At 45.6% G+C, this 13,676-nt stretch carries 8 protein-coding genes; all 8 read right to left on the bottom strand.

Features of this window, described 5'->3' with window-relative positions; all coding sequences use genetic code 11:
* Window positions 1–2: 2 nt before the first annotated feature.
* Window positions 3–2,822, bottom strand: a complete 2,820-nt coding sequence (locus ACO1NU_RS14140; protein ID WP_448819141.1) for a M16 family metallopeptidase — start codon at window positions 2,820–2,822, stop codon at window positions 3–5.
* 278 nt (window positions 2,823–3,100) lie between these two features.
* Complete coding sequence (ccsA, locus tag ACO1NU_RS14135) at window positions 3,101–6,280, bottom strand: cytochrome c biogenesis protein CcsA (protein WP_448819140.1); 3,180 nt, start codon at window positions 6,278–6,280, stop codon at window positions 3,101–3,103.
* A gap of 94 nt (window positions 6,281–6,374) precedes the next feature.
* A complete protein-coding gene (gene nrfA / locus ACO1NU_RS14130; RefSeq protein ID WP_448819139.1) occupies window positions 6,375–7,862 on the bottom strand; it encodes an ammonia-forming cytochrome c nitrite reductase in 1,488 nt (495 codons plus the stop codon).
* A 55-nt stretch (window positions 7,863–7,917) separates the two neighbouring features.
* On the bottom strand, window positions 7,918–8,568 hold the full coding sequence (nrfH, locus tag ACO1NU_RS14125) for a cytochrome c nitrite reductase small subunit (protein WP_448819138.1): 651 nt from the start codon (window positions 8,566–8,568) through the stop codon (window positions 7,918–7,920).
* Window positions 8,569–8,699: 131 nt separating this feature from the next.
* On the bottom strand, window positions 8,700–10,931 hold the full coding sequence (locus tag ACO1NU_RS14120) for a response regulator (RefSeq protein ID WP_448819137.1): 2,232 nt from the start codon (window positions 10,929–10,931) through the stop codon (window positions 8,700–8,702).
* Entirely contained in the window at window positions 10,928–11,563 is a 636-nt protein-coding gene (locus ACO1NU_RS14115) for a TlpA family protein disulfide reductase (RefSeq protein WP_448819136.1), read from the bottom strand. The genes ACO1NU_RS14120 and ACO1NU_RS14115 overlap by 4 nt, the downstream gene beginning before the upstream one ends.
* A 122-nt stretch (window positions 11,564–11,685) precedes the next feature.
* Entirely contained in the window at window positions 11,686–12,507 is an 822-nt protein-coding gene (locus ACO1NU_RS14110; RefSeq protein WP_448819135.1) for a hypothetical protein, read from the bottom strand.
* Window positions 12,508–12,583: 76 nt separating this feature from the next.
* Window positions 12,584–13,570 carry a GlxA family transcriptional regulator gene (locus ACO1NU_RS14105; RefSeq protein WP_448819134.1) on the bottom strand — a complete coding sequence of 329 codons (987 nt, stop codon included), beginning with the start codon at window positions 13,568–13,570 and terminating at the stop codon, window positions 12,584–12,586.
* Window positions 13,571–13,676: the final 106 nt, after the last annotated feature.

Raw genomic sequence — 13,676 nt, 5'->3', positions numbered from 1 at the left:
CACTAATTAGCTTTTACTTTCGCGGTAGCGTCCGACTCGGGAAGCAAGATCATCTTGATCATGTTCTTTCCGCTCAGATAAGTATTGGCAGCAGCCTTCAGGCTCTCCGGAGTAATTTTCTTAAGGGATTCCACATAAGTCAAGATCTCTTCCGGATCATCCTGGAGCTGATAGGCCGAGCCTAAGTAACTCAGCCAAAAATTATTCTGCTTTAACTGCAACTCTGTAGATCTTCTTTCCTCGGCCAGGAACTTCTCAATATCAGACATTTCAGCACCTGAACTCTTTAACTTGGCAATTTCATCCAGGGTAGCTGCAACAAGTCTTTCAACATTTTCGGGAGCACAACCGAAAGATACGCTAAATGAATATCTGTTCTTTGGAAACTTAGAATAGCCCGCTCTTGCAGAGGGACTATAAACTCCGCTTTCTAACTCTCTGAGACGCTCAATCAGTTTGATCTGCAAGATCTCTCCTAAAGCCTGGATCTGATTATTATTATCTTCGTTATAGTTGTAGCCGCCACTGAAAACAAGCCTCACGGTAGCCTTTGGCTCTTGCCCTTTGTACACCTTCTTTGTAATCAACCCTTCTGGGGTGTAGATGCCCAGATCCCGGGCTTCTTCAATCCTCGATGTTGACGGCAGCGACCCCAGGTAAGTGGCAAGAAGTGGCTTAATCTCAGCAATATCGAAATTTCCGACAATCGTGAATGTAAAATCTCCCGCATCCGCAAAACGATCCTTGTAAATATCAAGTATCTTAGCTTCTTTCACCATGTTCAGTTTCTCTAAGCTAGGACCCGTACGGCGGACGTTGTAATTTCCAAGCACCGCTGCAATCGTATCACCAAACACGCTGTTCGGATCGCTCGAGCGGTTTGCCAATGCTCCCTTCTGCTGTTGCATGACAGACTGGAATATCTCTTTATCCATCCTTGGTTCAGTAAAGTAGAGGTGAATAAGCTGCATCGCCACCTCCAGATCTTTTGGTGCTGCGAACGCAGATAAACCCTCGGTTCTTTCCGTAATGTAAGGGTTGACATTAACCCGCTTTCCGTTTAGTAACTTAGGCAGCTGAATTGAATTAAATGAGGACAGGCCGCTTCTTGAAACAATTGCGCTTGAGAAAGAAGCAGTTTCATATAGTGAATCAGGGTACAATGATGTTCCTCCAGGACTAAATGCGCTGATCAGTATCTCATCGTTCTTGAAGTCGGTTGGCTTTAAAACAACCTTCACTCCGTTGCTCAACGTCAACTCTGTGAACCCCACCTTCTCGTTTTTCTTCTCTGCAACAATCTTACCCGGAGACGGTACTTTGGCCATCAGTGGTTTATCTGATACCTGATCTACGTAAGCAACAACATTCGACGAAGAAACCGACCGAATCCATGAACGCACTGTCTCTTCATTCGGTAGTCCCTCTTTTTCCTTTTCGGGAGCCATAATCACTACATCCCGATTAACCTCTGTAAGATACTGTTTGGTGAGACCATTTACTTCATTGAGCGCGATAGCAGGAACTTCCTTCTTTGCAAACGCATACTCATATTCGATGCCCGGACTTGCGGTTCCCTTCAAAAACAGCTGCAGATATTCCTGAACATATGAGCTCGAGTTTGTTTTGTCTTTTTCCTTGAGTGCTGCTTCCATCGATGTGAGATAGCTTGCTTTTGCACGCTCCAGCTCCGTGGCTGTAAATCCATATTTCCTTACACGTTCCAGCTCGGTAAACACAGCTTTGAATCCTTTCTCAAGTTCTCCTGGCTTTGCAACAACTACCGCAGTAGCTGCATCTAAACCCGCCATGAAAGAGCTGATGTCACTTCCACCTTGTAAAAATGGCGGCTCTGCCTGCTTCATCAACTCACCAAAACGTTCATCCATCATCTGATTATAAAGGGAGCGAATGATATTATGCCGCAGATCTGCAGTCGTATTAATATCTTTTTCTGGATGCTTGATAATAACCTGCGCAACCGTATACGGAAATTCTTTGTCCGTAACGGCAATGAACTGGTTCTTATTCAACAAAGGGATATTATATTCTGTCCTCTTCTTTGATTTTGCGGGATTTTTCAGATCAGAAAACATATCCTTGATCATCTTCTCCATTTGGGCAACATCAATATCTCCTACAACAATCAGCGCCTGGAGGTCTGGCCTGTACCAATCCTTGTAAAACCTCGTGATTGTTTCAGGCTTGAATTTCGTCAACACTCCGTCCGTACCGATTGGAAGGCGGTTCGCGTAACGCGAATTATTAAAGATCATCGGAAGGAATTTCTCCTGCATGCGTTGTTGTGCACCCTTCCCCAGGCGCTTTTCCTCCAGTACAACGCCTCGTTCCTTCTCAATCTCCTCAGGATCAAGCAATGCTTCCTGAGCCCAGTCGCGCATAATCTGCATCCCGTTTTTCAAAAGCTGCGGGTCATCTGTTGGAAGAGGGAGCTGGTACACCGTCTCGTCAAAGCTGGTATAGGCGTTTAGGTCGGCACCGAATCGGACACCTGACTTTTGGAGGTAGTTAACTAGTTCGTTTTTGGGAAAGTTCTTTGTCCCATTGAAGCTCATATGCTCCATGAAGTGGGCAAGACCACGTTGATCTTCATCTTCAAGTATGGAACCTGCCTTAAGAGCAAGATACAACTGAACCCGCTGTTTAGGCTCCGTGTTCTTGCGTATGTAATATGTGAATCCGTTAGCCAGTTTGCCGGTTTTGACCTGAGGGTCCAATGGCAACTTTGTTTGGCCATTCAAGGATAGTACACTTGTGCTGACAGCCACAAGCACGACAACGATACGATTAATATAGTTCATTGATATGAGGTTAATAAAGAGAATACCGACTGATTAAACGTCCAGGACTGATCTGCATTATGCTTAAAATGATCACTGTAAACGAACTCTCCCTGAAAACAAGCAGGTTCCTGTGAGACATCCTGGTGGAGCCCGCATGGAAGCATGTTTTCAAAGGGATTGTGGCCGAAATATACGAATTTACCTCATCCGAATAAAATCAGATCAATACATCAGAACCATACTCAGGTCCGGTCGAAGTCAGATGACCATCAATATGAACCTCAATTCCAGTGTCATCAAACAACCAGATTCTTCTTATCCGCCGTAGACATCCTCTTGTGCATCACACCCGCTGTCACAGATATCAGCAACAATACCGCTACAACCCAATATACCCAAACAGGAACCGGTACAGGATCGCCGGCAGCATAGGAATGCAGACCCGATAAATAGTAGTTCACACCAAAAGAGGTCATCACGATGGAAGAAAATGCCCAAAGACTCGCCAGATTATAAATAAAAGCACTCCGCAAAGCTGGAATCAGACGGAGATGCAAAACAAAGGCGTAAACGATTACAGAGATGAGTGCCCAGGTCTCTTTTGGGTCCCATGCCCAATAACGTCCCCAACTTTCATTTGCCCACACCCCTCCCAGGAAAGTTCCTACGGCCAGAAGAAATAGACCGCTCGTGATCGCCAGTTCATTTACAATGGTAAGCTCCTGCATACTGATCCACCAGTTAGCAGTCGGATTTTTGGGTTTGAAAATAATGAACAGCAAACTGAGAAGAGCAAGTATCGCTGCAAGTGCCAGAGGTGCATATGAACTAACGATAATGGCCACGTGGATTTTCAGCCAATACGAGTGTAAAACAGGCATCAGATTGGTAATCTCCGGATTGAGCCAGTCCAGAAAACTGACGAACAGCAATGTTCCCGAAAACAGCAGTCCAAGCGGGATGGTGAAGCGTGATTTCCCTGAGAATACCAGCCCAAACAACAAGATGCCCCATGCTACAAACACCAGCATTTCAAAGCCGTCACTCCAGGGTGGATGCTCTGCAATATACCAGCGTAAGGCCAGGTGGAAGGTGAAAACAATCAGCCCGATCCAGCTAAGGATCTTGCCACCCAGCCACATAGCGTCCATCCACTTAGATTCCCGAAAAAGCATAACAATGCCAAGAATGAGCATTCCTAGTCCTACTAACCAGAAAACCCCGAATAACTTATTGGCCAGGTTTAGTTCGTTATATAGAAGCTCCGCTTGAATATCTCCCTGAGAAGGGTAAACTTTCTCCCCTGCCTTTTGCTGAAAGAGATGCATATATCCCAATGCCTCATCTGCCTGTTTCCAGTCGTTTTGCTGGATTCCCTTCTGGAGTCCCGTGAGATACAGATTGGTAATGTTTTTCACAAAATTGGCGTCCTCCTCTTCAAACCCCTTCTGAGACTCCTGACTGGTAAACCAGGTGTTGTTGGCATCTTGCTTGTTCGGGAAGATGCGAAGGAAATCTCCTGTCAAAAGCGCATAAAATATATTAAATCGCTCATCTGTTTTCAGCAGCTCCTTATGTCCTTCATTCCGTTCCGCGGGCTTCAGTTTGTTTGCTTGCTCCACAAGGTCATGCAGAAGATAATCTCCATTTTCGTTCAAAAATGTTTTAAAGCTAATACGGTCTACCGGCTGGATTCCAAGTGCCTTAAACGCCTGCCCGGACTTTTCCTTGTCAATCCTGATCACTGGCAGCTCGCTGAAAAGAATAGGATCCATCTGTACCGCAAGCAGAAACTGCTCCGAGCTGAGTGTAACCTCAGAACCACCCGAAGGCAGGGATATGCGCGATTTTCCATTCAGCTTACGCAAGATCTCATTTGCAAGCGTATTGAGAGGCTTCATACGCCCGTCCAGATCCTGTACAATCAGCTTTCCGTACTCAGCCGCCTTATCGTCTGGAACAACAAAGACCCTCGAAGACGGTTGTTGTTGTTGTTGTTGTTGTTGTTGTTGTTGTTGTTGTTGTTGTTGTTGTGCAAAGACCTTTGCCTGCCCGGTCAACAGCAGCAGGGCAACGATGCTTACTGGCGCAGCTTTTCTCCGGATACTTTCCAGCTTCTTGTTTAGAATACGAAAGCGGCTACCCTTCGCGAATAGTGTCAGGAACATTCCCAGAGATAAGAGGAAATAGCCGAGATAGGTCAGGTAGGTACCCGGACGATCCTGATTTACAGACAAGACTGTACCTTTTTCATCTGTATCATATGACGATTGATAAAACCGGAAACCCTTGTAGTCGAGTACATTATTCATAAACACACGATATGGAAATTCTTTTTCACCGTCGATCACGGTCAGCTCACTTGCATAGCTCTCCGGACTTTGACTGCCTGGATAGCGCTTCAACTCGAACTCTCTCAGAAAGAGGCTGAAGGGTAATATTTCAGCCTTCGGACCATACGTGATAGAGTACTGTTTCCCATTATGCGTAAATGGCAACCATCCAGGTTCCAGACTCACCATTTTAACATATCGCGAGAGAAGCAACTTGCCTCCTTCATCCTTAACGCTTAGCTTCACCACATCAGGCAGGTTCTTTGCCATCTGCTCATCATCTTCGCGGGTGTATTTCATCGACGACTTCTCATGAATGGCCTTCACAATGAAAGCTCCCCCCTCCCACTGATACAGCGAGCGGATTTGCAAAGGCCGGGTCTCTCCGGCATGAAGCACACCGATCTTTTGAGTGGCCATTTCCATCATTTGAAGATGAACATCAGATCTGATCATCCAGATACTGTCTTCCTTGAAGATCTTCACCTTGCCGGGACCCTCCTCACTGGCATTTAGCAGTATCTCTCCCATCTGCAATGATCCGCCTGCTGTGATCAGGTGATCGGTCCTTCCTTCTCCCATAGCTACCGCCATATCCAGATAGGTCTCTGATCCCGGCACCATCTCCTCCCTGGCTCCTTTAATGAATTCCTCGAAGGTCACCTGAAAAGACGCATCCTTAAACTTCGCGTCGGTCTCTACCGGCTGGAAATTGTGACTGATCAGATTGACAGGCTTTTCGAATCTCTTTCTCTCTTTATCACCCATCTGTTTGATTTGCAGATAGCGGGCGCTGCTGTAAAAAGTATTTTCCTGTTGCTTCTCCCGAATGTGAATTACACCATCCTCGCCAAAATACCGCGTGACTCCCGCTCCAAGCAGGATAATAACGAAAGCTATATGAAATAAACCTACCGGCCAACGGCTCTTATGGAACAACTTATATTTTCCGATATGCGCAATAAAATTGATCGCCAGCCAGAGCATTATAAGCTCAAACCACCAGGCTTCATAAACCAGGCCCCTGGCGACTGCGGTCCCGTGATCATTTTCAATAAACGTAGCTACCGCATTTGACACCGCGAAAGCAATAAGAAGAACAAGTGATATTTTGGTAGAGAAAAAGAATTTGGAATACGTCATGCTATTGCGTGTAAATGCCCGGACGCCTTGTGGGACCGGGCATAGAAAAATTGAATATCTTCCAGCAGGATTTGATATTTTGAGCAGTATCGGCTTAGTTCACCATATTGATCTTCATCTTCGCTTCACGTGCCTTACCCTCCTTAAGCCACTTCGGAACAACCTGCTCCAGGAAATTCGCTTTCTGAATCTTTTCCTTCTCAAGATCAACACCGATATAAGCCTGCAGTTCAGATTTGCTGCTCAGGTTAGGCATTTTCACAGGCTCAGTATGACCAAGTGATGCCAGAACCCGTGCAAGTTCAACCCGGGCATCCTGAATGATGGCAGAACCTGAAGCCAGGATACGACTTGATTCCAATGGTGCATGGAATCCGGCTCCATGTGAAGCCGCGATATAATCCCATCTCCATTGTGCATTACGAATACCCTTGAGGATACCGGCCATTTTCGCTTCCGTTGCACCTAATTTCCATGCTTTCTCAGCTTCTAAATGAGCCATAGCAAGATGCCGCTGTAACTTAACAAGGCTTTGTCTTACCTTAGTCTGGCGCTCGTAAACATCATTTACCAAATCAGAAACCTTCTCGCGGTGACAAACAAAACAAGAGTTCTCCACATTGGCGAGAGGCGAACCGATATGGTGATCCGTAAATTTCTGCCCTCCCTCTGTACCATAAGGCATATGGCAGTCTGCACAAGACACACCGCGTTTCGCGTGAACACCGAAAGAATAGATCTCATAATCAGGATGCTGGGCCTTTAACATACGGGCCTTGCTAAGCGGATGTACCCAGTCGGCAAAATCGATACTGTCGTAATATTTCTCCATATCTTCAACAGTAAACCCGTTCTTCCATGGGAAGGTCACGTAAGCTGCACCTTCAGCACCCGGCTTCTTTTTATCAAAATAATATTCAACGTGGCACTGCGCGCAAACCAGTGAGCGCATCTCCTGGTGAGAGGCTTTATTAACATCTTTGCCCATCGCCTTGAAAGCTTCAACCAAAGCAGGTCTTGTAATGGTCAGGTTCATGGTCTTGGGGTCATGGCAGTCCGCACATCCAATCGGATTGATGATCTGGCTACCAAAATCTGAAAGCTTCTTACTGTAGAACTCCGTAACACCCAGCTCGCTCATCAGACGAGGAACATCGGGACTCTTACAGGTCCAGCAGGTGCTTGGCATGTTATCCGCTTCCGGATCTTTAGGGGCACCGATACGAACTGAGCTCAGCACATCCCGAATAGCGTGATTATGTCCTCTTGGCTGGTTATATCCCTTGCTAAAGGCATATCCCGCCCACAAAATGATGGACTCAGGGTTTTCCTCCAGAGCATCGCGAAAACCGCTTGTATTGTATTTGCTCTTAAAGGTCGTGTCGAGAGTCTTCTGATAAGACTGATACTGCCGCGGATAATTCATACCCCACAAGGTGTCCCGGGGTTCGATGCCCTCAATGGCAACTTGAGGGTGATAGGCAAAACGCGCCTCGGTTTTCCTGTCCATGATCGAGTAGACCAGCATCGAGAGGAGGAACACAACTACAATGGTAGCAATGAAGAGTATCCAGTTTTTCATTTGGAATTTAGTTTATTATTTGTACAACAATGATGCTCCGGCGGATCATCAATACTTATTTGGTTTTTGCTTCAGTTTCTTTCTTCTGGTTCATGGATTCTTCCAGCCAGTCTGGTACCACTTTCTGTCCCGGAGGAGCATGCGCACGTATCGGCTCAATCTGGAGTCCAACTGATGAAAGACTCTTTACTCTACCGTGAGGTACCTCCCGATGGCATGTCCAGCACGTACGATCCGTTCTTTTTTCAAAATGGTCTGCTACATAACCCACAAGCTTGGCGTCAGTAACCTGGTCTGCGTGACAGCGTACACAGTTATCCTGAATAACTTCCACTGACGGTTCTTTCGCCTTAATTACCTGAGGCTCCGCACGAAGCGTAAAGATCGATGCATGATACAGTCCGTCCTTCGCTTTGAAATAATACTTATTGAATACATTATTATGAGGCACATGGCAGTCGTTACAACTGGCCACCTCCCGGTGTGAGCTATGATTCCAGGTAACATATTGTGGCGTCATCAAATGACAATTCACACACGCTTGCGGGTCATCAGAGAGGTAGGAAGCTGCATTACTCAGCTTGATAATGTACAGGCCCATTCCAACGAATGATGCCACTGCCACTATTGCAGCTGGCCTCCACTTCTTCGGAGGGATTAGGTTGAATCTGAAGAGAAAGCGTTTTAACTTCCGGAATCTCGTCATAGGTCAATATTCTTGGTGTTTAGCCTCGCATGATTGTCATGCTGCGATCAAATTTATAAACAAATTCTCATGCATTTGTAAACTTATGCCGATATTTTTAACAAATACTGCACATAAAAGTTTGAGACACCCTATTTGCCTGATGCCAGCTTATGTGCTTTCAGCAATGTATCGGTAAGTAATTCTACACGAATGGGCTTCGCTAGATAGTCGTCCATACCTGACTTCAGGCAAATATCCCGATCCTCAGCCATGGCATTTGCAGTCATCGCTACAATCACGGGTTGTTTGCCCGGCAGATTTCTTATCGCTCTTGTGGCCTGAAAACCATCCATCTCAGGCATCGATACATCCATGAATATCAAATCATAATGATTTTCGCGGGCTTTCTCTATGGCTTCTATTCCGTTATTGGCAAACTGGGCCTCGTAACCCAGCTTCCGCAGAAGAAGCAGGGCCAGGCGCTGGTTAACCGGATTATCCTCAGCGACCAAAATATTCAGCGGGTAACGTCCGGCCAGGTCCGTATTCAGCAGCGATGCAATTGTAGGTCTGGGTGCTTTGCTGACTCCGCGCTTGTTGAGCTGTCGCTCAATCGATTTATATAGCAACTGATGCTTCACAGGTTTAACAAGCACCTCACTGAATATTCCCGGAAAGCGTGCCCCTGTATCGTCGCCTATAGAACTCAGCAGCGCTATAGGCAATTTAGCATACCGCTGACGCAGTATTCTACCAAAGGCAAGTCCGTCCATCTCCGGCATCTGCATGTCAGTGACCACCATATCCACCTCCAAACCACCGTCCAGAATGCGGATCCCTTCAGCAGCAGACAATGCAGAAACCGAATATAGTCCCCATTGTTCAAGCTGCGCTGAAAGTATCCTGAGATTAGTTGCATTATCGTCCACAATCAGGACTTTTTTACCACTGAGTTCCACATGCTGATCAGGCTCACTCGGCTGGGTATCCATTTTTACAGATGTCGTCTTGATCCAGAATGAGAACGTCGATCCCCGGCCGAATTCGCTACTCACCGAAATTTCACCCCCCATCAGTTTGGTCAAACGCTCACTGATCACAAGGCCAAGTCCGGTTCCCCCATATCGCCGCGTGTTGGAGGGGTCAACTTGTGAGAATGATTTGAACAACCTTGGCAACTTATCTTTCGGGATACCGATACCTGTATCCCGGATACTGAAGAACACGGTCATGCTTCCATCCTCCCTCGTCTCCTGCGATACCTTGACCAGCACTTCACCTTTCGACGTGAATTTAAGCGCATTGTTAACCAGATTGATCAGAATCTGCCGCAGACGGTGACTGTCTCCCATAATAAAATGCGGAACGGAGGGATCAATCACATAAACCAGATCCAGGTTCTTCTCGGCTGCACTGATCGCAAAAATGTCCATTACATCCTCAATACAATGATAAAGATTGAAGCGCTGATCTTCCAGGTACATATTACCTGATTCTATCTTTGAATAATCCAGGATATCGTTGATGACTGTCAGTAGTACATCTGCACTGCTGGTGATAACCTTGGTATACTCACGCTGTTCAGGATTAAGATCAGTGGACTTTAATAATGCCGACATTCCCACAACCGCGTTCATCGGGGTCCTGATCTCGTGACTCATTGTCGCCAGGAAAATACTCTTCGCCTGATTAGCCTGCTCAGCTTCCCTCCTTGCTTTTTCGGCAGCCTCAGATGCTTCCTTCAATTCCTCATTCTTCTTCTCGAGAATATCCTTGTACTCTTTGCTCTCTTTAATGTGCATGGCCATAGCCACCTGAGCAGTATTATACTTCGCCAGATTGTACGCCCAGAGCCCGCCGATAAAGTATATAATAACAGTCAGAAGAAGATGGATCAGGATAACCTGAGAGCCGACGATGTCCAGTTGGGAAAAGAACACATCCTCATAACCGATACTTTGCAAGTATCCGAGAAGGCTGTGGTGTATCACCACAAAAAGCAGCATAGGCAACTGAAGCTTCCAGTTCTGGTGAATAATCAGAATGGCACTGCCAATGAATGCAAAGAAATGCATCTCGAAGAGACCGTGCATCTGATAGATAAACTGTGCCATGAATATTCCGAGGATTAAACTCAGCACATATTGATAAAGTCGGGATTCGGGTAATAGAATCTTTGTCAGATAATATGCAGCGAGACAGAGCGAACCCACGCCGAGAGCGATCAACCAGGTGTCGAACGCAAAAGCAAAGATCAGACCGGTGGTAAAATAGCTGATCAGGAAATAATCTATCAGCCTGTCTGCCCTATCCTTTACACTTAACTCATGCTTTAGAATCTGATCAGCATGCTGATCGTAGTACGCTACCTCCTTCTTCATTGCTCCACACACTTTTCAATGGAACATCCATAAGCTTTCAGCGCGGAAGGGCCGAACTTAAATTCCTGCTCTCTGTTACTCAGCTGATCAAGCGCTATCCTGGCGAAACTGGTCCTGGAATCTGAACAATAGCGATTCCTGTTATAGTTTCCCCGGTAATGGAGACGAAAATCTTTATCCAGAATCACTGCCTGTGGTGTCGAATAAACGCCGCACTCTCTGGCGAGTGACTTATCGAAAACGATAGGATAATCAATATGAAAACGTTCCCGAATTTCTTGCGCAGAATATTTCTCAGGACCGAGAACTACGACAACAAACGTGGCTTCAGGGGACTTGTACTGTGCAATAGATTTGAACTCCTTGAGGTTGAATCGTGAGCATGGGCATTCAGGATTAAAAAAATGGATAAAAACAGGTTTCCCTGGCTTTATATCTATATGTTTCTCCAGGAGAATGCGGGTACCATTATTAACAACCTGGTAATCATGTGGCACATCCGTAGGGATGCTGTAGACATATGCCTGATACCAAAAGATTGTAGCTATCCCTGAAATTATTAGGATGAGCAGACAAACCACCAATATTTTGCGGGATTTCAAACCGCCTGAGCCAGAAAAGAACTTCAACATATATACCAGACCGGCAGATCTATTCCTCCGGTCAACCTTCAAAGGTATTACAAAAGCGGGACATTATCATAAAATCTACACCAACATAATACCCTTGAAGGTCGGAACATTAAATAATCTGTCTACTTGCTCTTCGTCTCATCTGTAGGCGCCAGTGCAGCCGCTCCCACAACCGCTGCTGCTACTCCAACACCCATAACAGTTTTTCCGTAACCTGTGAGCTTTGAAGTGTAAAATACATCCCCAGCATCACGGTTGTATTCAAGTATAGTATAGGGTTTGCCGGTTGTTTTCACAGACTTAGACACATAGAATTCGCGATCAAATGAAAATGTGTTATTCTTTTGGCCATCTTGCGTATACAAGGTAAGGTAGGTTCTGAAAATCATTGGAGAATTAGAACGGTCAAATCTTCCAACTTTTACCTTTAGGTCACCCTGCAGAGTTGAAAAGAAGTCAACTTCATTAAAAACGGATTCAGGCAGAGCACCGAAAGTCCCTTCCTCAAAAGATTTGATGGTGGTTTCCATACCTGAAGCAGGTGGAATGAACGAAGTGCTTTTCTGATTCTGCACAGATCCTCTTATTGTAGATTCAGCGGAAGACCAATTGCCATCTCTCCATGCACTAGTTGAAATATCGCCTTTAAACTTAATCTCCTCAGGAATAAAGCCTTTAGCTTGTCCATCAAAGACCAATGCAGACTTGGTCCAGTCTACAAAAACGGGAGTACTCAGCTTATTATACACTTTTACTTTAACCGGAGCATCTTCTCCGGCAAAGCGATAGGAAATTTTTAGAGAGTCATTCTCAAATTCGAAATCCCCGGTCGTTTCATCTTTTGCCATATTGGTGCTGCTTAGCGTATTGATGTAATACGTAGAACAGGAACTAAGACTAAATAGTAAGATCCCGGATAAAAGGAGGTTAGTTAGGCTTTTCATATCTATAAATTGTGTGTAGCACAATCTAAGAAAAATCCTCTAAATAATAATGCTCCCGCACCTGAATAAAACATCATCATTCATATCTCAAACTCAGCCCTGCTTTCGCAAACCTATTCCGATATTCTATGGGTGTAAGACCGGTAATCTTTTTGAAAATTTCTCTAAAAGCTTTTGTATCCGTATAACCTACATCGTACATCACATCTGACACATTTTTCCGTGACACCTCAAAAAATTGCTTTGCAGCCTCTATCCTCACCCGCTGAATATATTCAATGGGAGTGTTGTTTGTAGCATCTTTGAATCGCCGCTCAAAGGTCCTCCGACCAACATGCAACAGCTCCGCCAAATCCTCAACCGTGATCCGCTCCTCGTACTTCTTTTCGATATAGTCCTGAGCTTTTTGTATGTCCGCATCACGATGATTCCGCTGTCCCCTGAAGATGGCAAATTGAGACTGACTGTCACGGCTCATATCAATGGCGAAATATTTTGAGATCATAATTGCTGTCTCCCGGTCAGAAAACTTCTCTACCAGGTACAGCAGAAGGTTCCACAGACTATTTGCACCACCGCTGCTGTAGATATTGCCGTGCTCAGTAATTACAGCACCATCCTCCAGCTCAACATCCGGGTATCTTTCTCTGAACTCCTTGATATGCGCCCAGTGTGTAGAACACTTTCTTCCACTCATCAGTCCCGTTTCGGCTAGTAGGAAGGCACCGGCGCACAGGCTTGCCAGACTACTGCCCTTTCGGTGCAACTCCCTGAAGTATGGAATAGCTTCCGCATTTGCCTGTATCCCTTGCTCCATCCTTCCGAATGTGGGAGGTATCACCAGCAGATCCGTTTCCGGCACCTCATGAAGTAAGCGGTCCGTCTTGATCATGTATTCGCCACCGCTAGCGGGGACATACTCTGTCAGGCCAACATATTCCACATTGAAAATGGGCTTTTTGCCTGATACAGCCAGAAATTCATTGGCTGTATTGAAGGTTCTGAATGGAGGTGTGATAGCTTCTATTACACCATGCCTGGGAACGAAAACGGAGACGCGCATAGATTTTACTTATAGCAAGTTACAAATAGTTTTGTCGGAATCCACCCCTAAAGTTGTCGTTTTCACGACATACAGAAACAGTGATTCCTGTCGCATATTTGCTATG

This window comes from Arcticibacter sp. (genome assembly GCF_053551015.1).
This window is presented reverse-complemented; position numbering and strand designations above follow the sequence as displayed.

Excerpts from the sequence above, each read along its gene's own strand:
- ACO1NU_RS14105 (WP_448819134.1), bottom strand. The coding sequence starts at position 13,570 with ATGCGCGTCTCCGTTTTCGTTCCCAGGCATGGTGTAATAGAAGCTATC.
- ACO1NU_RS14115 (WP_448819136.1), bottom strand. The coding sequence starts at position 11,563 with ATGTTGAAGTTCTTTTCTGGCTCAGGCGGTTTGAAATCCCGCAAAATA.
- ACO1NU_RS14110 (WP_448819135.1), bottom strand. The coding sequence starts at position 12,507 with ATGAAAAGCCTAACTAACCTCCTTTTATCCGGGATCTTACTATTTAGT.
- ACO1NU_RS14120 (WP_448819137.1), bottom strand. The coding sequence starts at position 10,931 with ATGAAGAAGGAGGTAGCGTACTACGATCAGCATGCTGATCAGATTCTA.
- ccsA (WP_448819140.1), bottom strand. The coding sequence starts at position 6,280 with ATGACGTATTCCAAATTCTTTTTCTCTACCAAAATATCACTTGTTCTT.
- nrfA (WP_448819139.1), bottom strand. The coding sequence starts at position 7,862 with ATGAAAAACTGGATACTCTTCATTGCTACCATTGTAGTTGTGTTCCTC.
- nrfH (WP_448819138.1), bottom strand. The coding sequence starts at position 8,568 with ATGACGAGATTCCGGAAGTTAAAACGCTTTCTCTTCAGATTCAACCTA.
- ACO1NU_RS14140 (WP_448819141.1), bottom strand. The coding sequence starts at position 2,822 with ATGAACTATATTAATCGTATCGTTGTCGTGCTTGTGGCTGTCAGCACA.